This window comes from Burkholderia sp. HI2500 (assembly GCF_002223055.1).
Classification (GTDB): domain Bacteria; phylum Pseudomonadota; class Gammaproteobacteria; order Burkholderiales; family Burkholderiaceae; genus Burkholderia.
In genome coordinates this window covers 1,623,762-1,645,847 of the sequence record NZ_NKFL01000006.1, presented here as the reverse complement: position 1 = coordinate 1,645,847, position 22,086 = coordinate 1,623,762, and the positions used below count along the sequence as shown (strand labels likewise).

Genomic DNA, 22,086 nt, shown 5'->3' with positions numbered 1-22,086 from the left:
CCTAGCATACGGCTCGTCGATCCTGTTCCGGAGTAGCCGATGTCCCAGCCTTCCCCGGCGTCGCGCGCAGGCGCGGCTGCCGCCCCGCGCACGGGCGCCCGCCTGCCCGCCGCCGCGACGCTCGCCGTCGCGTCCGCCACCTGCTCACTGATCGTGCTCGACACGAACGTCGTCGCCGTGTCGCTGCCGAGCATCGCGCGCGGTTTCCATGCGAGCTTCGCCGAGATCGAATGGGTCGTGAGTGCGTACATGACCGCGTTCGCCGCTTGCCTGCTGCCGGCCGGCGGGCTCGCCGACCGCTTCGGGCGCAAGCGGATGCTCTTCACGGGGCTCGCGCTGTTCTTTCTCGCGTCGCTCGGCTGCGGCGTCGCGCCGACGGCCGGCTGGCTGATCGCCGCGCGGGCGGTGAAGGGCGGCGGCGCCGCGCTGCTGCTGACGGCCGCGCTCGCCGTGATCGCGAACCGTTTTCCGGACGGGCGCGAACGGGCGCGCGCGTGGGCGATCTGGGGCATGTGCATGGGGATCGCGACGGCCATCGCGCCGCTCGTCGGCGGCGCGATCACGCAATGGATCGGCTGGCGCTGGGTGTTCCTGCTGAACCTGCCCGTCTGCCTGCTGCTGGCGGCCGGTGCGCGTGTCGCGATCGACGAGTCGCGCGATCCGCACGCGAAGCGCGTGGACGCGGCCGGCAGCCTGCTGTTCGGCGCGGCGCTCGCGTGCGCGATCGCGGCCTTGATCGGCGCGCCGTCGCACGGCTGGCTGTCGGCCGCGACGCTCGGCCGGCTCGCGCTGGCCGCCGCGCTCGTCGCGGCGTTCATCGGCGCGGAGCGCTGGCAGGCGCGGCCGATGATCGATCTCGCGCTGTTCCGCCAGCCGCGCTTCGTCGGCGCCGTGCTCGCGATGTTCGGCTATGCGGCGTGCGCGCAGGTGATGATGACGTTCCTGCCGCTGTACCTGCAGAACGCGTTCGGGATGTCGGCGATCGACGCGGGGCTCGGGATGCTGCCGTTTGCATTCGCGATGATCGCCGGGCCGTCGCTCGGCGCGGCGCTGGCCGCGCGCGTGTCGTCCGGCGGCGTGCTGGCGGGCGGGCTCGCGCTGATCGGCGCGGGCAACCTCGCGACCGCGGCGCTGACGGCCAGCGGCGACTACCGGCTCGTCGCGCTCGGCATGTTCGTGACGGGCTGCGGCGCGGGCATCATGAACGGCGACACGCAGAAGGCGATCATGGCGTGCGTGCCGCCGAACCGCACCGGCATGGCATCGGGCATCAGCACGACGACGCGCTTCTCGGCGATCGTGACGGCCGTCGGCGTGCTCGGCGCGGTGCTGGCGGCGAGCACGCAGGCGCGGCTCGACCGGTTGCTGTCCGCCGCGCCCGGCCTGCGCGCATTCGCCGATGCACAGTTCATGTCGAGCCTGCTGGCCGGCGACCTGGCGCGGGCGCTCGAGCGTGTGCCGCCGTCGGCCGCCGGTGTGCTCGCGCAGGCGGCGCCGGTCGCGTTCGCGAGCGGGTTCGCCGATGCGCTGACGGTGAGCGGCGGGCTCGCGCTCGCCGCCGCCGTCGTGGCCTACAAGTTGCTTGTGCAACCGATGCGCGACGGCGCGTGACGCCCGGGGCGGCTCGCGCCTCGCATTGGACGCGACCCGGCGGAACCATTAAGCTGGCGCGTTCCGGTTTCACGCAGCGTGTTCAAGATGTCAGCGACGATCGAGATTCTGTTGCCCGTGTTCGGGCTGATCGCGGCAGGGTTCGTGTGCCGCCGGCGCGGGGTGCTTGGGCCGGCCGCGGCCTCGGAACTCAACCGCTTCGTCGTGTGGCTCGCGCTGCCCGCGCTGCTGTTCCAGATCATGGCGCATGCATCGTGGCACCAGCTGTATCAGCCGGCTTTCGTTGCCACGTTCGCGCTGACCTGCGCGCTCGTATTCGTCGGCGTGCTCGCGTGGCGCCTGTTCGCGGGGCGCGGGCTCGCCGATGCGAGCATCGATGCAATCGCCGCGTCGTATCCGAATACCGGCTATCTCGGCTTCCCGCTGTGCCTGCTCGCATTCGGCACCGACAGCCTCACACCGACCACGATCGCGACCATCCTCGTGGCGTGCGTGCTGTTCGCCGGCGCGATCGTGCTGATCGAGGTCGGGCTGCAGCGCGATCGCGCACCGTTGCGGCTGATGTGGAAAGTGGTCGGCGCGCTGCTGCGCAACCCGCTGATCGTCGCGCCGCTGGCCGGCGTTTGCGTGTCGGCCGCGCAGGTGCCGCTCGGTGCGCCGGTCGATACCTTCCTGAAGCTGCTCGGTGCGGCCGCGAGCCCGTGTGCGCTCGTCAGCCTCGGGCTGTTTCTCACGGAGAAGCGCGAAGTGTCCGGCGCCGCACCGCGGGGCAGCCTCGCACTGACGGCGGTGAAGCTGTTCGTGCAGCCCGCGCTCGCGTGGTGGCTTGGCGTGCGCGTGTTCGCGCTGCCGCCGGCGCTCGCGCAGATCGCGGTCGTGCTCGCCGCGTTGCCCACGGGTACCGGGCCGTACATGCTGGCCGAGTTCTACGGGCGTGAAGCGCAGGTGACGTCGCGCACGATCCTGTTGTCGACGCTCGGGTCGATCGCGTCGCTGTCGGTGTTGCTCGCGCTGGCGCGGCACGTCTGACGCGGCCCGTCGTTTCAACGCATCACGTCGGCCCTTCAGCCCTTCAGCGCATCGCGATCGATCTGCGCATCGTGCAGGTCGCGTGTTGCGTTGCGCAGCTTGGCCTGCTTGTCGTCGAGCTTGCGCTGCGCCTTGCCCAGCTTCTTCGCATCGCCGAGCGCTTCGGCTTCATGGACGCGTGCCTGCGCTTCGTGCACCTCGTCCTGCGCGCGCTGGAGATCCCGCTGCTTGTCGGCGACCTTGCGTTCGGCGCGTGCGAGCTGGCCGGCGTCCGTGCAATGGGCCTTGACCTGGTCGAGCGCGGCTTGCTGGCGCATCGCCTGAGGTGCGTTGCCGAACCGCTTCGCGTTGTCGATCTGCGTGTGCAACGCCCGGATGCGCGTCGCGCAGTCTTGCGTATCGGCGAATGCGCCGGTACTTGCGAGCAGCGCGACCGGAACGGCCAGCGCAACGAGTGTCTTCTTCATGCGGTTTTCCTCGATATGGGGCGACGGCGGGCGTCCGCGATGCAGATCGCCATCCGCCAAGGTTTGAGGCGTCATTCTGACGATTCGGTGCGGACCGGGTAAATAGGACGGGTCTGACTTGCCGCGACTGCGAGGATCGCTCCGGCTTGCGTATGACGCGCGTCAATGCGACTTCGTCGCGAGGCGGTGGATGCGTGCCGCATGGGGGACGCGCGCCGGGTGCGATGCATGGCAATGCGTCGCCTGCCTGCGGCGCGTGCGTCGCGCGGGTTCGGGGGTATCGGCCGAGACCGGTGTGCCATTTCGTGCGTTCACGTCCACGACTGCACCGGCGGCCACCGCCGCCACCGCCGGTTGCATCGCCTCGGCATCGAGCCACGCACGCGTCGCTTCCGCGATCAGCCCGCGCAACCAGCGCACGCCCTCGACGCACTCGCCCGATTCGTTCCAGGTCATCCGGTACACGATGTCCGGCGGTTCGGCCGGCAGCGCGACGGCGGCGAGCGGCAGCAGCTTCGCGTAGTGCCGCGCGAGCCGGTACGTGGTGGTCAGCAGCATGTCGGTGCGCACGAGCGCATGCGCGGCGAGTTCGAAGTGCGGCAGCGTGACGACGATCCGCCGCTGCAGGCCCACGCGTTCGAGCTGCCTGTCGATCGCGCCGGACGCCTCGAGCCACGACGGTGTCGGGCACAGCTGCGGCGCGTCGGCAAACTCGGCCGACGTCATCGCGCCGCGCCGCGCGAGCGGATGGGTCGCGCGCATCAGGCACACGACGCGATCGTCGAACAGGTCGTCCTGCCGGAACCGCGACGCGCGCGCCGGGCGATTGTCGATCACGATGTCGAGCTCGCCGTCGGCCAGCGCGCGCTCGTCGTCGAAGCCGTCGCCGAGCGGATGGAACACGAGTTGCGCGTCCGGCGCGCGTTCGCGGAACAGCGCGACGAGCTTCGGCACGAACAGCACGTTCAGGTAGTCGGGGCAGCCGATCCGGTAGGTGCGCACCGACGTGCGCGCGTCGAACCTCGGCTGCTGGATGCGGATGAAGTCGATCACGCGCAGCGCGTTGCGCAACGGTTCGATCAGCCGCGCGCCGAATTCGGTCGGCACCATCCCGTAGCGGCTGCGCACCAGCAGCGGATCGCCGAGCAGCGTGCGCAGGCGCTTGAGCGCGGCGCTGGTGGCCGGCTGCGACATGTTCAGGCGCACGGCCGCACGCGACACGGTGCGCTCGGTCAGCAGCACGAGCAGGATGCGCATCAGCCGCGCATCGAGCACGTCGAGCGCGCCCGCGGCGTCGGACGCGTCGCGGGGCAGGGCGTTAGGGTCTAGCGGGTCCCGCATGCCGATTCGCCTCCCGGCGCCCCGACGCCCGAGTGCGACGCAGCAGCGGGCCGGCGCCGCGTCATTGTGCGAAGGTGCCCGGCCAGCCGACGATCCGCTTCGGGCGCGGCGGCGCGTACGTGCGGACTTTCGACGTCTTCAGCTTCAGGCGCACCAGCGACTCGGCGAGCGCCACCGCGGCCGAGACGCCGTCGACGACCGGCACGCCCGTGCATTCCTCGATCTGCCGGTCGAGGCCGGCCATTCCGCCGCAGCCGAGGCAGATCACTTCCGCGTGATCGTCCTGCACCGCGCGCTGCGCCTGGCCGACGATCGACTCGATCGCGCGGGCCGGATTCTCCTCGAGCTCGAGCACCGCGAGGCCGCTTGCACGCACCGACGCACAGCGTGCGTCGAGCCCGGCGAGCTTCAGGCGATCCTCGATCAGCGGCACCGTGCGGTCGAGCGTCGTGACGACCGAGTAGCGATGGCCCAGCAGCATCGCGACGCTCGCGGCCGCTTCGGTGATGTCGACGACCGGCACCGTCAGCAGTTCCTGCAGGCCTTCGCGGCCATGTTCGCCGTAGCCGGCCTGAATCACCGCGTCGTACGGCTCGTCGTAGCGCATCACGCGATCCATCACGGCGATCGCCGCGAGGTAGCTCTCGAAGTTGCCTTCGATCGACTCCGCGCCGAAGTGGGGCGTCAGCCCGACGATCTCCGTGCCCGGCGACGCGGCGGCCTGCGCCTGCGCGGTGATCGCGTCGGTGATCGACTCGGTCGTGTTGACGTTGACTACCAGGATCCTCATTGCGACTCCGTATGCAGGTGTGTCAGTGTTGGGTGCAGGCGACTGAGATGGATTCGCCCGAACACGCCTCGTAGTGCCGGTTGCGATCGGCCAGCAGCCAGTACACGCTGCCCGCGATGGCCGCGCCGAGCAGCCACGAGAACGGCGTCATCGCGCTGAAGGCCGGCACGACGGCGAGCGTGATCGAGATCAGCGCGGACGGCACCAGCGCCGCGAGCGCCTTGCGGTTCACGCCGCGCGTGTAGAAGTAGGCGCCGGTCGGCGCCTCGGTATAGAGGTCGGGCACGTTCACGCGCTGCTTGCGCACGAGCCAGTAGTCGACCGTGATGATCCCGTACAGCGGGCCGAGCAGCGCGCCGAGGCCGGACAGGAAGTAGACGATCACGATCGGGCTGTTGTACAGGTTCCACGGCAGGATCAGCACGGCGACCGTCGCGCTGATCAGGCCCGCGCGGCGGAACGACAGGCGATGCGGCGCGAGGCTCGTCAGCACGAAGGCCGGCGCGACGAAGTTCGCCATGATGTTCACCGCGACCGTCACGATCAGGAACGCGAGGCAGCCGAGCACGAGGAACAGCTTGTTCGGCACCGTCGCGATGATCTCCGTCGGGCTGTGGATGATGTGGCCGTTCAGCTTGAACTGCGCGCCGGCGAGCACGAAGCTGATCGTCGCGAACACGAGGATGTTGACCGGCAGGCCCCAGAAGTTGCCCACGCGCACCGTCTTCGCGCTCGGCGACGAGCGCGCGAAATCGCAGAAGTTGAGCACCAGCGTGCCGTAGATCGCGAGCCACAGCGAGCCGCCCGCGAAGATCTCCGTCCACATCCTGAAGCCGGTCAGCGGCTTGCCGATCGACATCGCGAGATGGCCGCCGGTGCGGCTGACCATCCATGCGGCGAGCGACAGCGTCGTGACGAGGATCACCGGGCCGGCGAGCCCCTCGTACTTGCGGACCATTTCCATCCCGTACGTGAGGATGCCGATCTGCACGAGCCAGATCGCGACGAACGTGACCCAGCCGAGCGTCGACAGCCCGAAGATCGCGTTCTGGTCGAAGGCGGCGAGGCCCGGCCAGATCGCGGTGAGCAGCACGCGCAGCACGACCGATGCGAGATAGGTCTGGATCCCGAACCATGCGATCGCGATCACCGCGCGGATCATCGCGGGCAGCAGCGCGCCGTAGATGCCGAAGCTCATCCGGCTGATCACCGGGAACGGCACGCCGGTCTTCTGGCCCATGTAGCCGGTGAGGTTCATGAAGCAGTAGACGAGCACCGCGCCGATCGCGAGCGATGCGAGCATCTGCCAGCCCGACAGGCCGAGCGCGAACAGCCCGATCGCGAACGAGTAGTTCGCGATGTTGTGCACGTCGTTGGTCCACAGCGCAAAGATGCTGTAGCGGCCCCACGTCCGGCCCTCGGCCTTGGTCGGCGCGAGGTCGGCGTTGTGCAGCCGCGGGCTCAGCGCGGGGTCGCGCGCGGCCGAATCGGTTCGATGCGATGCGTCGTCCGCGCCGAGCACGATGCCCGGGCGGTGGGTGGCTTCCAGTTGCACGCCGTTGTCTCCTTCCATGTGCGGGGCGCGAAACCGGCTGCGTGGGAACGCTGCGCCGGCACGGCCGCCGTGGACGTTATGTCTCGGATTTGTTCGCGAGTATGGAAGGCCTGCAAGACGATGGGAAATTAAATATTCGGCTGGGCGTCATTTGGAAAATGAATGGAAGCGCGCGGCTGCGGCGGCCCGGCGCGGCACGCGAATTGCGCGCCTGCGGGTTCCATCCACATCGACATCAGCGGAGGTGTCATGCAGCGATATTCACTTCGACATGTATCGCGAGCCGTCTTCGCCGGCATCCTGATTGCGGGCCTGGCGGCAGGTGCGGGCTGCCAGAAGAAGAGCGAGAACGGTGGTGCAAGCTCGGAATCGAGCGCCACGGGCGGCATGTCGGCCGCACCGTCCACCGCGCCGTCGGGTACGCCGAGTAGCGGGGCGGCCGGCAGCAGCGGCGACAGCGGCGCGAGCACGCCGGGCGCGGCTTCCGCGCCGGGCGGCGCGAGCGGCGGCTGACGCGAGGCTGACGCGTGGGGCGGACGTCGCGCCGGCTGCGCGCGGGCGCGCCGTCCGGATGAAGGGTGCCGTGCCGGCCTGGCACGTGCGCCTGGAGACGTGCGCGTCGGGCCAAGCCCATGAAAGATTTGCAAGGACCGTTGTAGCGATTCCCGGACCGGCGGCGGCAGCCCTGATGCCGGCGCGCGCCGGCCGGACAAGGAGGTGCAATGCAGAACGCGGAATCGAACCCGACCCCGGAACAGCAGCGGGAACAGATCGAGAAGAGCCCGGTGAAGACGCCGGCGGCCGGCGACATGCCTGATGCGGCAACCCAGGCGGCGCAGGTCGCGCAGCGTCCGCTGACCCCCGAGAAGATTGCCGGGAAAATGCCGACCGGCCTGCCGCCGATCGAGCGCGGCACGCAGGCGCCCGACAGCGACGACCCCGTGCGGCGAGCGGCCGCGCGGATCCCGACGCTCGACAACGCGAACATGGCGATGACCGACAACACGGTCGACGTCGACGGCAAGGGCATGGAAGCCGCCGCGGGCGCGTCGAAGTGGCACGACAACGTGATTTATTCGAACGCGTCGCTCGACGAAGCGGTCGAGACGCCCGACGAAGGGCTCGGCGGGATCGAGAGCCGTCCGTCCGGCAACATGCCGCAGATCGCGACGCGGCCGGGCTGGCGCGTACGCCATGTCGGCGATGTCGACGTCGAGCACGGCGACAGCACGCGCGCCGAGCATGTGATCGTCCTGGAGCGGAACGACTGACCACGTGACGGGACGAGGCGGCGGGCGGCACGATCGCGCCGCCCGCCGCCATCATGCGCGGTCCTTATTGCGGGCCGAGTTCCTGCGCGGACGCATCGGCGTCGTTGCCCTGCGCAACCAGCACGTGGATATCGTTCGGCGTCACGTCGCCGACCCCGCCCGACGGGATCGTCAGCAGCAGCCAGTCGGCGTTGTTGTTGATGGTGACCGGCGCGGTCTTGAGGATCGGCGTCTTGCTGCCGGCCGTCGTGACGATCACCTGGTAGCTGCCGCCGTTCAGGTAGATCGAATCCTGCGTCGATGCCGGCACCGCGTTCTGGTAGGCCGTACCCGCGAGCGTCGGGCTTTGCGTCGTGATGTCGGTGCCGGGCGGGACGACGTACACGTCGACGTTCTGCGCGTTCGGCGACGCGTTGAAGCTGCGCACGCGCGCCTTGTCGGACAGCAGGCCCTTGGCGTACGGATCGTCGATCACGGAGATCAGCGACGTCGTGCTCGGCAGCGCGATCGTCGTGTAGTGATGGCCGTTTGCCGCGCTGAACGATTGCGCGGCGATGGTCGTCGTCGTGCCGGAGACGTCGTAGCTCGCGTTCTGCGTGCCCGAGTCGACGTCGTGATAGCGCGTCACGCCCTTGTACGCGATACCGCCCTGGTCGAGCTTCGCGTTCAGGTAGTAGTCGAGGTTCGGGCCGGCCGGCACCGCGTTGATGAAGCGCGCCTGCGGCTTCGAGATGCCGAGTTCGGTCCCGGCGTCGTCGCCGCCGCCGCACGCTGCGAGCACGGAAACGACCGAGCAAAGGGCGACCAGCGTTCGTATTGATTTCATGTTGTCCTCTCGTTCAGGGAACCTGCTTGCGATGCGGGATCGCCGCGCGAAGGGTCGCGCGGTGCGCAGCGCCGGTTGAAGGAAGGATGCCGTCCGCCGGAGCGGCGGGCGCGTGGATGACGCAAGCGATGTGCCTGTGCGGCGAACGGCGTCGGGAAGGGGGCGGAAGCGGCGGCGGGCGGCGCGCACGCGCCGGCGGGGCGGCGGGGCGGCGTGCGCGGGGTGGGAGGGGCGTGGGGCGAACCGCGCGCTCGGCGCGGTTGCCGGTTGTAAAAATGACCGCGTCGCGCGCGCGACGCGCTGCGTCAGCGGTTCACGAGCCGGGCCGGATAGGCGAGCGCGAGGGCGCAGCCGACCACCATGCACGCGGCGAAACCATACAGCCCCGCGCTTTGCGAATGGAACGTGTCGCGTAGCCAGCCGATGAAGTAGGTGCTGCCGAACCCGCCGAGGTTGGCGATCGAGCACGCGAACGCGATCCCGCCGGCGGCGGCCGAACCCTTCAGGAACGTCGACGGCAAGGCCCAGACGACCGGCATCGCGGCGGCCGCGCCCGCGTTGATCAGCGAGAACAGCAATACCGTGCCGAACGTGCCGTGCGACGACGAGGCCGCGATCGCCAGCGCGACGGCCGACACCATGAACGGCACGACGATATGCCAGCGGCGTTCGCGCGCCCGGTCGGAACTGGCGCCGCAGTACAGCGTGGCGAGCACGGCCGCGGCATTCGGGATCACCATCAGCCAGCCGATGTGATACGCATCCTTCACGCCCGTGTCGCGCAGGATCGTCGGCAGCCAGAAGCTCACCGCATAGAGGCCGAGCAGCACGCACAGGTCGATCAGGCCGAGCGCCCATACCTTCGGATCGGAGAACGCCTTGCCGAGCGCATGGCTCTTGTTGCCGGACGGATCGGCGTCGAGGTTCGCGCGCAACGCGTGCTTCTCGTCGGCGTTCAGCCACGGCGCGGATTCGATGTTGTTGGGCAGCCAGCGCAGCACCGCGAAGCCGAGCAGCACCGACGGCAGCGCTTCGAGCAGGAACAGCCACTGCCAGCCGCCGAGCCCGTGCGTGCCGTCGAACGCGCGCATGATCCACCCGGAGATCGGGCTGCCGATCATGCTCGACAGCGGCAGCCCGACCATGAACAGCGCGACGATCCGCGCGCGGCGCGCATCGGGATACCACTGCGTCAGGTACAGCAGCACGCCGGGCAGGAAGCCGGCCTCGGCCGCGCCGAGCAGGAAGCGCACGACGTAGAACTGCATCGGCGTGTGCACGAACATCGTCGCACCCGACAGCAGGCCCCACGTGATCATGATCCGCGCGATCCACAGCTTCGCGCCGACGCGTTGCAGCACCAGGTTGCTCGGGACTTCGAACAGGATGTAGCCGGCGAAGAACAGGCCGGCGCCGAGCCCGTACACCGTATCGCTGAACTTCAGCGCGTCGAGCATCTGGAGTTTCGCGAGCCCGATGTTGATGCGGTCGAGATAGGCCGCGAAGTAGCACAGGCAGAAGAGGGTAATCAGGCGCAGCGTGACCTTGCGATAGAGATTGCCGTGCAGCGCGCCGTCGGGGGAAACGGCGGCGCTCGGGTGTGCGGTAGACATGGGATTGCCCCTGTTCGAATGTGACGGATGAATGGGTGGCCGATCGACGCGAGCGGACGCTCCGCTGCGCTCTGGAGTCTGTATATCACGGCAATTAAATAGCGTACACACTAGAAAATACCGAAGCGCACAGGCATGATTCCGGCCGCGCGAAGGCAAGCGTTTGCGTGAGAAAAGCCGCGTGTTTGATGAGGTTTTTTGGGGAAATGAACGCGTTTTTAAAGAGGGCGCCAACGCGCAAGGTCATGCACAAAATTCGTGCGTATGCGCTTAAAAATACAGCGTGTGCACGAAAGTCTGCCGATGCACGCAAGCACGTGCGCGGCAGCGGGTTCGAACGCGCATTGCCTGCCGTCGCTGCGCGGTACTCTGCGGACAACGCGCAGCGGTCAGGCGATCGCCAGGCACGCGGCGCGCCGGGTGCCGCGAATCCTGATGCACCGCAATGAAGCGGCCCCCGGCTGCCGGTCGTGCCAAATTGAGGGTGTACACTGCTTGTCTTTCCCTTACATGCGGCGCGGGCCTGCACTTTCATGGCGTCTTCGAAGGATTCCTACGACTTTCACGATCAGGTCGGCCACCTGCTGCGCCGCGCGTATCAGCGGCATGTGTCGATCTTCCAGGAAGCGATCCCCGATTCGGATCTCACGGCCGCGCAGTTCGTCACGCTGTGTGCGGTCAAGGAGCGCCAGGGGTGCTCGCTGAACGACATCGTCAAGGCGACCGCGATCGACCAGGCGACGATTCGCGGCGTGGTCGACCGACTGAAGGCGCGTGCGCTGATCGAGGTGCTGCCCGATCCGAACGACGGCCGCAAGCTGATCGTGCGCGCCACCGCGACCGGCCTCGCGCTGATCGACCGCACGGTGCCGTTCGCGCGGCAGGTGACGGAGCGCACGTATGGCGCGCTCAATCCGGGCGAGCGGGTCGCGTTGCAGTTCCTGCTGCGCAAGATGATGGAAGAAGACGGCGACGCGTGATGCGTGTCGCGCGCGGGACGGCAGTCATGCCCTTCTGTCGGCGGGCTCGATTCAGCGATGAAGTCTGTAGCCTCTAAGCCGTGCCGGTGGTTGCCACTTGCGCGCCAGCCGCGTCGGCCGTCATCAACCGCCCCGCGTCGCGTAACGCCGCCCGGACCGTCTCCGGCGTAAACGGCGGCGCGTAGAACCGCACGCCGGTCGCATCGAACAACGCGTTTGCGACGGCGGCCGGGCCCGGCACCGACGCCGATTCTCCCGCGCCGAGCGGCGGCTCGCCTTGCCTCGGCATCAGCACCACATCGACGTCGGGCACTTCCGCGAAGGTCAGGATCGGATAGCTCGCCCATTCGCGCGACGCGACCTTGCCGTCAGCGAAGCGCACGCGCTCCTTCAGCGTGCGGCTCAATACCTGGATCACGTTGCCGTGGATCTGGTGGCGCACGCCGTCGGGGTTGATCATCGTGCCCGTGTCCTGGCCGACCGTGACGCGTTCGATGCGGATCTCGCCCGACACGCGATCGACGCTCAGGTCGACGACCCATGCCGACCACGCCGCGCCGAAGCCGGGGAAGCGGCTGTGCACGTAGCGCGCGTAGGCGATCCCGCGGCCGCGCACCAGCCGCGACGGCTCGGGTTCATCATGCGGCGTGCGCCGCACGCGTGGCGCCCAGCCCGCGCGATCGGCCACGGCCTGCAGCAGTTCGGTCGCGCGCGTGTCCTGCAGGTGGCGCAGCCGGAACGCAAGCGGGTCGACGCCGGTCAGCGCCGCGCATTCGTCGACGAACGCATCGTGCGCGAACGAGTTCGGCAATGCCGACACGCCGCGCAGCCACGACGCACGCACGAGCGGGGCAAGGTCCTCGCAGACGAAGCGGCGATGCGGGCTCGCGTAAGGCGACACGGCCGTGCGGTCGCCCATCTCGAACACGCGCGGCGCGGGCGCGATCGCGCCGGTCAGCAGCGCCGCGAGCAGCGGCGCGTCGTTCGACGGATAGCGCGTCGTGAAGTCGTAGCCGAGCAGGCGGCCGTCGCGCGTGACGGTGCCGGTCACCTGCATCAGCTGGCCCGCGCCTTTCGGTTCCCACAGATGTTCGTCCGCGCGCGACAGTTGCACACGCACCGGGCGGCCGACCGCGCGCGACAGCAGCAGCGCGTCGCCGCACACGTCGTCCGCGCCGTTGCGGCCGTAGCAGCCGGCCGCTTCCATCCGCACCACGTCGAAATCGGCTTCGTCGCGCGCGACGAGTGTCGCGAGGTCGTAACGCAGCGAAACGGGATTCTGCGTGCCGGACCACACGGTGATCCGGCCGTTGCCCGGCTCGCGATAGTCGGCGAGCGCGCAGGACGGGCCGATCGAGCCGTGCATCTGGAACGGCCATGCGTAGGTGCGCGACAGCGTGATCGTGTCGGGCTGCGCTCGCGCCGCGTCGACGTCGCCTTCGTCGAGCAGCACGCGGCGTTTGGCCGGCGCGGCGGCGATCGCGGCAGACGGTTCGTCGAGCGGCGGCAGCGCGGGGAGCGGACGCCATGTCACGCGCAACTGGCGCGCCGCGCGGATCGCGTGTTCTTCACGCTCGGCCACCACGCCGACGAAATCGCCGATCGCGACGACGGCCACGAGCCCCGGCACGTCGGCCACCGATGCGCGATCGACGTCGATCAGCGACCCCCCGACGAACGAACCGCTGTCATGCCCCGCATAGGGCGGCCGCACGACGCGGCCGTGCAGCATGCCCGGCACGCGCATGTCGTGCACGAACGTGAGCTGGCCGGTTGCCTTCGCGGGCAGGTCGACGCGCGGCGACGACTTGCCGACGATCCGGTACAGGGCGGGATCTTTCGTGCGGGTGTTCAGGTCCAGCGTCAGCGCGATCCGGTGCGCGGCGACGAGCGCGGCGAACGTGGCCGTTTGCCCGTTCGCCGAGATCGTCGCGTCGTCGATCCGCAGTTGCGCCGCGTCGACATTGAACCGTTCGGCGGCAAGCGCCAGCAACGCATCGCGCGCCTGCGCGGCCGCACAGCGCAGCGGCGTCGCGGAAATCTGGATCGTCGCGCTCGCGATGGTCGGGCCCTGGTTCGGTGTCGCGGCCGTGTCGCCGAGCACCATCGTCACGCGCGCGGCCGGCACATCGAGCTCCTCGGCGACGATCTGCGCGAGCGACGTGCGGATGCCGGTGCCGAGATCGACGTGGCCGTTGAACGCGAGGATGCGGCCGTCGTCGAGGATCGCGACGAATACTTCCGGCAGCGCCGGCACGTAGGACGACAGGCTGCCCGGCTGGCCGGGTGCCGGCTTGACGGGCGGCGCGGGCGGCCGGATCACGGTGAGGCAGCCGTTGCGCGCGAGCAGTTCGGAGCGGTTCACGGATGAAGGATCCTGTCGAGGGAGAGGCGGCGCGCGGCCGGATGCAGCGTACGCGGCGCGAGGCGGCCGGCGGTCCGGGCGTCCTGTTCGCGGTGTGCGTCGAGAGCCATGACGGTGACCGTCGCGAGTGCGCGCGCCCCCAATCTAGGTCGCCAAAAGCGCAGCGTCAATCGCGCGGGCGGGCGTCGGCTGTTCAAGCCGCCAGCCCGCCGTGACGATTCAGCGTGCGCGTGCCTGCACCGCATCGATCGCCGCGATCGCATCGTCGAGCGGCATCACCGCCGCGTATTTCTGCTGCATGTCGAACAGGTTCGCGTCGTGCGGCGCGATCGCGCGATCGCCGACACAGTCGGCCAGCACGAGCGGGCGGAACCCGTGCGACATCGCGTCGACGACGCTTGCGCGCACGCAGCCGCTCGTCACGGCGCCCGCGACGAGCAGCGTCTGCACCGCGCGCTGCGCGAGCCACGGCGCCAGTTGCGTGCCGAAGAACGCCGACGGCACCGTCTTGCGCACGACGAGCTCGCCGGGCGCGGGCGTGAGCTCCGGCACGATCGCGCTGTTCGGGTGGTGCTCGGTCAGCGTCGCCATGCCGGGCACCTTCAGCGAGAACACGTTGTCGTCGCTGCCGTCGTCCGCGTACACGATGCGGCTGTGCGCGACCGGCCAGCCGCGTTCGCGCGCGAGCGCGAGCGCACGCGTCGTGCGCGCGATCGCCGGCGCGATGTTGCCGCCGCCGAACGTCGCGGGATCGGCGAAGCCGACCACGAAGTCGACGATCAGCAGGCCGATGTTGCCGTGCGGCGGCAGCGGCGTGCCGAAGCCCTGCTGGCGATAGACGTTCGCTTCGGCGTGACGGGAAAGATCGTTCATGGTGTCGGGGGCTCGTCGGTCAGGCGGGTTGGTCGGTCACGCGGCCGTCGCGCACGACGGTCGCGCCGTCGAGTTCTACGGTGCAGCGGCGCAGCGGGATGTCGATATGGCAGGTGGTCGTGCGGTTGCCGCCGCCTTCGTTGTTCGGGCCGAGCGAGAACAGGAAGTTGCCCTCGAACGCGCGCGCGTCCATCCCGATCGTCGCCTCGCGGTCGTATAGCCCGAGCGTCGACCAGCGCGCACGCGGCTGCAGCCCCCAGCCGATATGCGAGATCGCATAGCCTTCGGGGTCGGCGAAGGTCTCCATGTAGTCGCGCAGCAGGTCGGCGTCGACGCCGCCTTCGATGCGCGTCGCATAGCCGCCTTCGACGGTCAGCGCGATCGGTTCGCGCACGTAGTGCTTCTGCGGCAGCAGGATGTCGCCGCGGTCGATCACGATCGTGCCGCGCGCGGTGCGGTCGTTCGGGTAGGTCAGCGCGAAGCCGCTCGGCCAGTGGTCCCAGCGGCCCGGCGCGTCGACGAAGCCATATTCGGCCGTCGGCAGGAACTCGCCGAGCGGGCACACGAGCGCGGTGCCGGCCGCCGACGTCACGCGCATCTCGTGGGCGGCGGCGATCCGTTTCGCCGCGGCGAGCACGCGCGTGCGGTCGGCCAGCGTCGGCACCATCCGCACGAGCACTTCGGGCGGCTCGACCGCGAGCAGGATTTTCGTGCCGGATTTGAGGATCTCGTGCTGCTCGTGCGAGAACAGCAGCGTCATCAGGTCGAGCACGAGGTCGCTCTCGCGCAGCGCGGCGATCGCGGCCTTGTTGCCGGTCAGCGGCGTCGTGCCGAGATAGGCGAGCGGGTCGCGGCTGAACGCCTTGTCGCCGTTCACCGGCGGCAGGTCGAGGCGGTTGACGATCGCGCCCATCGTTTGCGTCGCGATCAGCGCGCACGACAGCGTCTGCGGATGGGTGGCCGCGCTCGTCAGGATCGTGACGGTCTGGCCCGGTTCGAGGCGCGACAGCGTGAGCACCTGCTTCCACGCGTCGATCAGTTGGGAATCGCTGACTGGCATCGTCGGCTCCGGTAAAGGCGTGAGGGGAAGTGAGGTCAGGGTCGGGCCGCGAGCGGCGCGCCGAGGAAGTCGCCGAACGCCGCGTAGAAGCCCGCTGCGTTGTCCCACGGAATCATGTGGCCGGCGTCGGGCACGCGCACGTGCCGCATCGACGGCGTCGCGCGCTGCAGTTCGGCGACATCGTCGTCGCGCACCACGTCGCCGCGCTCGGCCGTGATCAGCAGCGACGGCACGGCCAGTTGCGCGGCGTCCGCGTGGAAATCGTCGGTATGAAAGCCTTCGTACGACGCGCGCACCGCGCGCTCGTCGCAGGTATGCAGCCATTCGGCGCGCAACTGCAGCTCGGCGTCGGTCCAGGTCGGGCAGAACGCGCGCATGCCTTCGGCGTCGGTGCCGGCGCGCGCGAGCGCCATCGAGTCGATGTACCACGGCAGCTTGCCCGGATAGTCGCGGCGGTTCGGGCCCGACACGGGCGGATCGACGAGCACGACCGATTCGAGCCCGTGGATGCCGCGCCGCGCGGCGCGCGCGGCGATCCGCGCGCCCATCGAATGGCCGACGAGGCTGGTGCGCGGCAGGCCGAGCGCGGCGACGAGCGCCGCGACGTCGTCGGCCTGTGCGTCGAGGCTGTAGTCGAGCGACGGCGACGCGTCGGACAGCCCGCGGCCGCGCACGTCGAGCACGTAGGTATCGAACGCCGCGCCGAATACTTCGCCGACGAAACCCCACGTGATCGCGGGGCTCGTGATGCCGGGAATCAGCACGATCGCCGGTCGCGAAGCGCGCGCGCCGGTCGCGCCGCCGTAGCGCAGGTAGTGCTGGCGGATGCCGTTCGCGCGGATGTTCGCGCCATACAGGAAAGTCGAGGGCATGAAGGGACTCCGGGTAAAGGGCCGCGCTCAGTACGCGCCGGACAGCAGCGCGCCGGCGCCGGGCACGATCGGCTCGAGGTCGAGCTCGCGCAGCATCGCGTAGGTCGTCGCGATCGCGGCCGTGATCACGGGCTTGCCCGTCATCGCCTCGACCTTCGCGACGGCCGGCAGCGACGGCATCTGCACGCACGCGGACAGCACGATCGCATCGGCGTCCTGGTACGGCAGCGTCTTCACGATGTCGGGCAGGCGCGCCGGGTCGTGGCGGCCGACGTCGAGGTTGTCGGGGATCTCCAGCGCGCGGTACGCAAGCACGTCAAAGCCTTCGTTGCGGATGTAGTCGACCACGAGTTCGGTCAGCGGCAGCATGTACGGCGCGACGACGACGATCCGCTTCGCGCCGATCACCTTCAGCGCGTCGACGAGCGCGCCCGCACTCGTCAGCACCGGCGCCTGCGCGCCGTTGTCCGCCGTGTGCTTCGTCAGGCGCGCCTGCGACACGCGGTGATAGCCGTGCCCCATCGCCATGATCGCGACCAGGCACGCGTAGCCGAGCACGTCGACGCGCGCGTCGCTCAGTTCCACCGCGCAGCGGTCGGATTCGGCGTCCATCGCCGCGAGTTCTTCCTTGACGACCTTCTTCATCCGCATCCGGCTCGAGTGATACGTGAAGCGCTCGGGGCGGATCGCTTCGCGCAGCCGCAGCATCGCGGGAATCTCGGTTTCCATCGTCGTGTTGGAACTCGGCACGATCTGGCCGATGCGGTAGGTCTTGCTCATGACGGAAGGCTCCGTGTCGGTAAGGGTGGGGCGACACGCGGGTGCGGGATCGCCGGATGTCGAGCAAAGTCTAGTGTGTACATTTGAAAATGGCAATGGATCAAAATGACGTCGATCTTGCGTGTATCGCTTTATGGTGCGGATATTCATGGAATTATTGGTGTTTTCCCGAATGCCGTTGTCGTTGAAGACAATCCGCTTGTCCTGAATAAATTGAGTGTGTACGCTACATAAACGCCATTCAATCCGCCCGTTCTCGCGCCGCGTTCGGCCACGGGCCCACGATCAGGAGATCCGCATGAGCACACCCCGTATCGCAATCATCGGCGCCGGTCTCGGCGGCACGGCCGCCGCGGCGCTGCTGCAGCGCGGCGGCTACGACGTCGCGCTGTACGAGCAGGCGCCGGCGTTCTCGCGCCTCGGCGCGGGCATCCACCTCGGCCCGAACGTGATGAAGATCATGCGGCGCATCGGCTGCGAGGACGCGCTGGAGACGATGGGTTCGCATCCGGATTACTGGTACAGCCGCGACTGGCAGACGGCCGACGTGCTCGCGCAGATTCCGCTCGGCGACTACGCGCGCAAGGCCTACGGCGCGCGCTACCTGACCGTGCATCGCGGCGATTTCCATGCGTTGATGACGCAGGCGGTGACGCCCGGCACGATCCGCTTCGGCAAGCGGCTCGCGGCGGTGGAGGACACCGGCGACGCGGTGCGCCTGACGTTCACCGACGGCAGCGTCGAGACGGCCGACATCGTGATCGGCGCGGACGGCGTGAATTCGCGGATCCGCGAGCACCTGCTCGGCGCGGAACCGCCGCGCTATACGGGCTACGTCGCGCACCGCGCGGTGTTCCCGGCGTCGCTGCTCGGCAACAAGCCGTACGACATGTGCGTGAAGTGGTGGTCGGAGGATCGCCACATGATGGTCTACTACGTGACCGAGAAGCGTGACGAGTATTACTACGTGACCGGCGTGCCGCAGGCCGAATGGCCCGAAGGCGTGTCGATGGTCGACAGCAGCCGTGACGAAATGCGCGAGGCGTTCGCGGGTTTCCATGCCGACATCCAGCACCTGATCGACGTGTCGCCGTCGATCACCAAGTGGCCGCTGCTCGAGCGCGATCCGTTGCCGTTGTGGAGCCGCGGCCGCCTCGTGCTGCTCGGCGACGCGTGCCATCCGATGAAACCGCACATGGCGCAGGGCGCCGCGATGGCGATCGAGGATGCCGCGATGCTCGCGCGCTGCCTCGATGAAGTCGGCGTCAGCGACTACGCGGGTGCGTTCGCGCTGTACGAGGCGAATCGCGCGGCGCGTGCGTCGAAGGTGCAGCTCGTGTCGCACAACAACACGTGGCTGCGCACGAACGAGGATCCGTCGTGGGTGTTCGGCTACGACGTGTTCGACGTGCCGCTCGTCTCGCCGTCGCGCAACAGCGTCGCGGCCGTGGCCTGACGCGTACGCGATGCCCGCGCCGGCCTGTGCTGCGCCGTCGGCGTCGCGCGCGACGATGCGCCGGACCGTGTGTTTTTCGGCGTGTTATATGTCAGGCGCGCGCCGGCGGCAGTGCCCGCTGCCGGTTGCCCGCCGCATTCCGGATCCCTTCATGTCCCATCCCGCTTCCCCGTCGCGGCCGCTGGCGTTTCGCGTGAACGGCACGCCGCACACCTTCGTCGAGGCCGCGCCCGACGCGCCGCTGCTGCTGGTCCTGCGCAACGACTGCGCGCTCAACGGCCCGAAGTACGGTTGCGGGCTCGGGCAGTGCGGCGCATGCACGGTGCTGGTCGACGGGCAGGCCACGCGTTCGTGCGTCGTGCCGGCCGCCGCCGCGAGCGGGCGCGACGTCACGACGCTGGAAGGGCTCGGGTCGCACGACGCGCCGCATCCGATCCAGCGCGCGTTCATCGACGAGCAGGCAGCGCAGTGCGGCTATTGCCTGAACGGGATGATCATGAGCACGAAGGCGCTGCTCGACCGCCATCCCGCGCCGGACGATGCGGCGATCCGCGATGCGTTGCGCTTCAATCTTTGCCGCTGCGGCACGCACCTGGAAATCATCCGGGCCGTGCATCGCGCGGCACGCTACCTGCGAGGCGGCGATGAAGCCTGACGCGGGCTTGCCCGTCGCACCGGAGCGCGTGACGGGCCCCGAGCCGCGCGATGAAGTGGGCGCCGATACCTCGCGCGCACACCACGCGCGCTACACCTGGCCGATCGGCGATACACACGCAGACGCGCAGGTATCGCTCGACGTCGAAACGCGGACCGCGGCCGACGGGCGGATGACGACCTGGCGCTATCGCGCGCAGGCGGCCCCGGACGATCGTCACGCGCCGCATGGTGCGCAGACCGAACGCGCGGATACCGGCCCGACCGAGCCGTTCGTCTACCGGCACGCGCAGACGTCGATCGAACTCGCCGATGCCGGTCATACGATTCCCGGGCATGCCCACGTGTTCGCGCGCGAATCCTTCGTCGACGAACTCGCGGGCGCGTTGCGGCGCGACCCGGTCGCGTTGCGCCTGCAGCATCTCGATGCGGCGCGGGACGCCGGGCCGCGCGAGATCATCCGGATGGTCAGCGAGCGTGCGGCATGGGGCGCACCGGCCGCGGTCGCCCCGGATGCTCATGCGCGCCTGAGCGGGCGCGGCTTCGCTTTCGATGGTGCCGGAGCGTCTTCCGGCAACCCATCGGCGGCGGCCGACGCGACAGGCGACGGCGATGCGCGCTGGTCCGCATGGGTCGTGGATCTCGAGGTCGACCGCGCGACGGGCGACGTCGCGGTGCGGCGCGTCGTGGCCGGGCAGGGTGCCGGCGCACCGGGCGACGCGTCGATGGCCGGCTTGCCCGCATGGCAGATCGAGGCGGCGATTTCGCGCGTGATGGGCGCGCGCCTGTCCGCGCGGCCCGCGCACGACGAAACCGGCATGGGTGCGCAGCCGGATGCGATCGCTCATGAACTGATTGCGTTCGGCGACACGGACACGGCCGATCGCGCGCACGGCGAGCTGTCCGTGCACGACGCGCGCCGGATCGAGCAGGCGGCGGCGCCCGCGGCGGCGGCGATCGCGAACGCACTGTACGACGCGACGGGCGTGCGGTTTCGCGCACCGCCGTTCGACGCCGAGCGCATTCGCGCGGCGCTTGCGCGACCGGTGCCGGCCGATTCCGCGGAAGCGGGGCGCCGCGACCCGCGTCGCGCATCGCGCTGGCGCCGCTGGCTGGCCGGCGGCGGCGTGGGCGGGGTGGTCGGCGGGCTGATCGGCCTGGCCTGCGCGATCCTGCCGGGCCCCACGTCGATCGCACCCGTTGCGCCCGGCGGCGCGGACGGCGCGATGTGGAGCGCGGCGACGCTCGAGCGCGGCCGCCTGGTCGCGCTCGCCGGCGATTGCGCGGTGTGCCACACGGCGCCCGGCGGCGCGACCAACGCGGGCGGCCTTGCACTCGATACGCCGTTCGGCACGATCTACACGACGAACCTCACGCCCGATCCGGACACCGGCATCGGCACGTGGTCGTATCCGGCGTTCGCGCGCGCGATGCGCGAAGGCATCTCGCGCGACGGCACGCACCTGTACCCGGCGTTCCCGTACACGGCGTTCGCGAAGCTGAGCGAGCCTGATTTGCTCGCGCTCTATGCGTACCTGATGTCGCAACCGCCGGTGAAACACGTGCCGCCGAAGACGAAGCTGCCGTTCCCGCTCGACCAGCGGCGCCTCGTCGCCGGGTGGAACTGGCTGTTTCACGATGCGCGGCCGTTCGCGCCGGACCCGGCACGCTCCGCGACGTGGAATCGCGGCAAGTATCTGGTCGATGGCGCCGGGCACTGCGGCGCGTGTCATACGCCGCGCAACGCGCTGGGTGCGGAGAAGGGTGGTGTTGCGTACCTGTCGGGCGGCGAGGCCGAGGGTTGGGTCGCGCCGCCGCTCGTCGCGTCGCCGGCTTCGCCGGTGCCGTGGACCGAAGGTGCGCTGTTCGACTACCTGCGTACGGGCTTCTCCGCGCAGCATGGCGTCGCGGCCGGGCCGATGGCGCCCGTCGTCGCGGGGCTCGCGGCGCTGCCGGAGGCCGACGTCCAGGCGATCGCGCACTATCTCGCGTCGCTGTCGCCGCCCGTCGACGCAGCGGCCGCCGCCGACGCGGCCGCCCGGCAGGCGCGCGGCGCGGAAGCCGTCGCGACGCTCGGCCTCGAGAACGGTCGCCGGGCGTTCGACGCCGCGTGTGCGGTGTGTCATGCGGAATCGGGCGGCGTCGGGCATTTCGGCGTACGCCCGCTGATGGGGCTCAACACGAGCGTCAGCCAGGCCGCGCCGGACAACCTGCTGCGCGTGCTGCATCACGGGATCGACCAGCCGGCCACCGGCGAACTCGGCTACATGCCGGGCTTCGGCGATGCATTCGACGACCGGCAGATGGCCGAGCTGGCCGCGTATATCCGCGCGCGCTACGCGCCGGGGCAGCCGGCGTGGCGGAACCTGGCGGAGGCGTCGGCACGAATCCGGCAGGAAGTTGCACACTGATCGGCCGCCAGGCAACGGGCAACGGGGCTGCGGCAGGCGGGCAACCGGGCAAAACTACCCGCTGACGCGATCTGGCCCGGAACGGGGGCGGAAATATTGCCCCATTTTCATCATCGTTTAACCATTCGAAAC

General features: G+C 69.7%; 19 protein-coding genes. 8 read left to right on the top strand and 11 right to left on the bottom strand.

Annotation, left to right across the window (positions count from 1 at the left end; all coding sequences use genetic code 11):
- The first annotated feature begins 39 nt into the window (after window positions 1–39).
- Together CFB45_RS25085 and CFB45_RS25080 are read left to right on the top strand one after the other, a co-directional pair.
- The gene (locus CFB45_RS25085; RefSeq protein WP_089427871.1) at window positions 40–1,611 is read left to right on the top strand and encodes an MFS transporter; all 1,572 of its coding nucleotides are present in this window, start codon (window positions 40–42) and stop codon (window positions 1,609–1,611) included.
- An 87-nt stretch (window positions 1,612–1,698) separates the two neighbouring features.
- Window positions 1,699–2,640, top strand: a complete 942-nt coding sequence (locus tag CFB45_RS25080; RefSeq protein ID WP_089429139.1) for an AEC family transporter — start codon at window positions 1,699–1,701, stop codon at window positions 2,638–2,640.
- A gap of 35 nt (window positions 2,641–2,675) precedes the next feature.
- Here the strand turns inward: CFB45_RS25080 and CFB45_RS25075 are convergent, their stop codons facing one another.
- The 4 genes from CFB45_RS25075 to CFB45_RS25060 form a co-directional block, all read right to left on the bottom strand.
- Window positions 2,676–3,107: a DUF1090 family protein gene (locus CFB45_RS25075; protein ID WP_089429138.1), complete on the bottom strand. Its 432-nt coding sequence runs from the start codon at window positions 3,105–3,107 to the stop codon at window positions 2,676–2,678.
- Between the two features lie 162 nt (window positions 3,108–3,269).
- Window positions 3,270–4,448, bottom strand: a complete 1,179-nt coding sequence (locus tag CFB45_RS25070; RefSeq protein WP_089427870.1) for a LysR family transcriptional regulator — start codon at window positions 4,446–4,448, stop codon at window positions 3,270–3,272.
- A 61-nt stretch (window positions 4,449–4,509) separates the two neighbouring features.
- Window positions 4,510–5,238 (bottom strand): aspartate/glutamate racemase family protein, encoded by a 729-nt coding sequence (locus tag CFB45_RS25065; protein WP_089427869.1) that lies wholly within the window; start codon window positions 5,236–5,238, stop codon window positions 4,510–4,512.
- Between the two features lie 22 nt (window positions 5,239–5,260).
- Entirely contained in the window at window positions 5,261–6,811 is a 1,551-nt protein-coding gene (locus tag CFB45_RS25060; protein WP_089427868.1) for an NCS1 family nucleobase:cation symporter-1, read from the bottom strand.
- 231 nt (window positions 6,812–7,042) lie between these two features.
- Between CFB45_RS25060 and CFB45_RS39110 the strand changes: the two genes are divergently transcribed.
- The gene (locus CFB45_RS39110) at window positions 7,043–7,306 is read left to right on the top strand and encodes a hypothetical protein (RefSeq protein WP_174971865.1); all 264 of its coding nucleotides are present in this window, start codon (window positions 7,043–7,045) and stop codon (window positions 7,304–7,306) included.
- A gap of 209 nt (window positions 7,307–7,515) precedes the next feature.
- Window positions 7,516–8,064, top strand: a complete 549-nt coding sequence (locus tag CFB45_RS25045; RefSeq protein ID WP_089427867.1) for a DUF3005 domain-containing protein — start codon at window positions 7,516–7,518, stop codon at window positions 8,062–8,064.
- A 64-nt stretch (window positions 8,065–8,128) separates the two neighbouring features.
- Here the strand turns inward: CFB45_RS25045 and CFB45_RS25040 are convergent, their stop codons facing one another.
- Together CFB45_RS25040 and CFB45_RS25035 are read right to left on the bottom strand one after the other, a co-directional pair.
- The gene (locus CFB45_RS25040) at window positions 8,129–8,890 is read right to left on the bottom strand and encodes a DUF4397 domain-containing protein (RefSeq protein ID WP_089427866.1); all 762 of its coding nucleotides are present in this window, start codon (window positions 8,888–8,890) and stop codon (window positions 8,129–8,131) included.
- Between the two features lie 305 nt (window positions 8,891–9,195).
- On the bottom strand, window positions 9,196–10,503 hold the full coding sequence (locus CFB45_RS25035; protein WP_089427865.1) for an MFS transporter: 1,308 nt from the start codon (window positions 10,501–10,503) through the stop codon (window positions 9,196–9,198).
- 533 nt (window positions 10,504–11,036) lie between these two features.
- Between CFB45_RS25035 and CFB45_RS25030 the strand changes: the two genes are divergently transcribed.
- Window positions 11,037–11,483: a MarR family winged helix-turn-helix transcriptional regulator gene (locus tag CFB45_RS25030; protein ID WP_046549825.1), complete on the top strand. Its 447-nt coding sequence runs from the start codon at window positions 11,037–11,039 to the stop codon at window positions 11,481–11,483.
- A gap of 73 nt (window positions 11,484–11,556) precedes the next feature.
- On the opposite strand, the gene CFB45_RS25025 is transcribed toward CFB45_RS25030, so the two are convergent.
- The 5 genes from CFB45_RS25025 to CFB45_RS25005 form a co-directional block, all read right to left on the bottom strand.
- A complete protein-coding gene (locus CFB45_RS25025) occupies window positions 11,557–13,848 on the bottom strand; it encodes a xanthine dehydrogenase family protein molybdopterin-binding subunit (RefSeq protein ID WP_089427864.1) in 2,292 nt (763 codons plus the stop codon).
- 219 nt (window positions 13,849–14,067) lie between these two features.
- Window positions 14,068–14,721, bottom strand: a complete 654-nt coding sequence (locus tag CFB45_RS25020; RefSeq protein ID WP_089427863.1) for an isochorismatase family protein — start codon at window positions 14,719–14,721, stop codon at window positions 14,068–14,070.
- A gap of 19 nt (window positions 14,722–14,740) precedes the next feature.
- Window positions 14,741–15,781 carry a 2,5-dihydroxypyridine 5,6-dioxygenase gene (locus tag CFB45_RS25015; protein WP_089427862.1) on the bottom strand — a complete coding sequence of 347 codons (1,041 nt, stop codon included), beginning with the start codon at window positions 15,779–15,781 and terminating at the stop codon, window positions 14,741–14,743.
- Window positions 15,782–15,816: 35 nt separating this feature from the next.
- Window positions 15,817–16,653 carry an alpha/beta fold hydrolase gene (locus tag CFB45_RS25010; protein WP_089427861.1) on the bottom strand — a complete coding sequence of 279 codons (837 nt, stop codon included), beginning with the start codon at window positions 16,651–16,653 and terminating at the stop codon, window positions 15,817–15,819.
- Window positions 16,654–16,680: 27 nt separating this feature from the next.
- A complete protein-coding gene (locus CFB45_RS25005) occupies window positions 16,681–17,433 on the bottom strand; it encodes a maleate cis-trans isomerase family protein (RefSeq protein WP_060212471.1) in 753 nt (250 codons plus the stop codon).
- A 298-nt stretch (window positions 17,434–17,731) separates the two neighbouring features.
- Here CFB45_RS25005 and CFB45_RS25000 point away from each other — a divergent pair, with 298 nt between their 5' ends.
- From CFB45_RS25000 to CFB45_RS24990, 3 genes are all read left to right on the top strand, one after another.
- Window positions 17,732–18,889, top strand: a complete 1,158-nt coding sequence (locus CFB45_RS25000; RefSeq protein WP_089427860.1) for an FAD-dependent monooxygenase — start codon at window positions 17,732–17,734, stop codon at window positions 18,887–18,889.
- 151 nt (window positions 18,890–19,040) lie between these two features.
- Window positions 19,041–19,544, top strand: a complete 504-nt coding sequence (locus CFB45_RS24995) for a (2Fe-2S)-binding protein (RefSeq protein ID WP_089427859.1) — start codon at window positions 19,041–19,043, stop codon at window positions 19,542–19,544.
- Window positions 19,534–21,954, top strand: coding sequence for a c-type cytochrome (locus CFB45_RS24990; protein ID WP_089427858.1), 2,421 nt, complete (start codon window positions 19,534–19,536; stop codon window positions 21,952–21,954). The genes CFB45_RS24995 and CFB45_RS24990 overlap by 11 nt, the downstream gene beginning before the upstream one ends.
- The last annotated feature ends 132 nt before the right edge of the window (window positions 21,955–22,086 follow it).

Coding starts and splice junctions, on each gene's coding strand:
- CFB45_RS25085 (WP_089427871.1), top strand. CDS start 40: ATGTCCCAGCCTTCCCCGGCGTCGCGCGCAGGCGCGGCTGCCGCCCCG.
- CFB45_RS25080 (WP_089429139.1), top strand. CDS start 1,699: ATGTCAGCGACGATCGAGATTCTGTTGCCCGTGTTCGGGCTGATCGCG.
- CFB45_RS25075 (WP_089429138.1), bottom strand. CDS start 3,107: ATGAAGAAGACACTCGTTGCGCTGGCCGTTCCGGTCGCGCTGCTCGCA.
- CFB45_RS25070 (WP_089427870.1), bottom strand. CDS start 4,448: ATGCGGGACCCGCTAGACCCTAACGCCCTGCCCCGCGACGCGTCCGAC.
- CFB45_RS25065 (WP_089427869.1), bottom strand. CDS start 5,238: ATGAGGATCCTGGTAGTCAACGTCAACACGACCGAGTCGATCACCGAC.
- CFB45_RS25060 (WP_089427868.1), bottom strand. CDS start 6,811: ATGGAAGGAGACAACGGCGTGCAACTGGAAGCCACCCACCGCCCGGGC.
- CFB45_RS39110 (WP_174971865.1), top strand. CDS start 7,043: ATGCAGCGATATTCACTTCGACATGTATCGCGAGCCGTCTTCGCCGGC.
- CFB45_RS25045 (WP_089427867.1), top strand. CDS start 7,516: ATGCAGAACGCGGAATCGAACCCGACCCCGGAACAGCAGCGGGAACAG.
- CFB45_RS25040 (WP_089427866.1), bottom strand. CDS start 8,890: ATGAAATCAATACGAACGCTGGTCGCCCTTTGCTCGGTCGTTTCCGTG.
- CFB45_RS25035 (WP_089427865.1), bottom strand. CDS start 10,503: ATGTCTACCGCACACCCGAGCGCCGCCGTTTCCCCCGACGGCGCGCTG.
- CFB45_RS25030 (WP_046549825.1), top strand. CDS start 11,037: ATGGCGTCTTCGAAGGATTCCTACGACTTTCACGATCAGGTCGGCCAC.
- CFB45_RS25020 (WP_089427863.1), bottom strand. CDS start 14,721: ATGAACGATCTTTCCCGTCACGCCGAAGCGAACGTCTATCGCCAGCAG.
- CFB45_RS25015 (WP_089427862.1), bottom strand. CDS start 15,781: ATGCCAGTCAGCGATTCCCAACTGATCGACGCGTGGAAGCAGGTGCTC.
- CFB45_RS25010 (WP_089427861.1), bottom strand. CDS start 16,653: ATGCCCTCGACTTTCCTGTATGGCGCGAACATCCGCGCGAACGGCATC.
- CFB45_RS25005 (WP_060212471.1), bottom strand. CDS start 17,433: ATGAGCAAGACCTACCGCATCGGCCAGATCGTGCCGAGTTCCAACACG.
- CFB45_RS25000 (WP_089427860.1), top strand. CDS start 17,732: ATGAGCACACCCCGTATCGCAATCATCGGCGCCGGTCTCGGCGGCACG.
- CFB45_RS24995 (WP_089427859.1), top strand. CDS start 19,041: ATGTCCCATCCCGCTTCCCCGTCGCGGCCGCTGGCGTTTCGCGTGAAC.
- CFB45_RS24990 (WP_089427858.1), top strand. CDS start 19,534: ATGAAGCCTGACGCGGGCTTGCCCGTCGCACCGGAGCGCGTGACGGGC.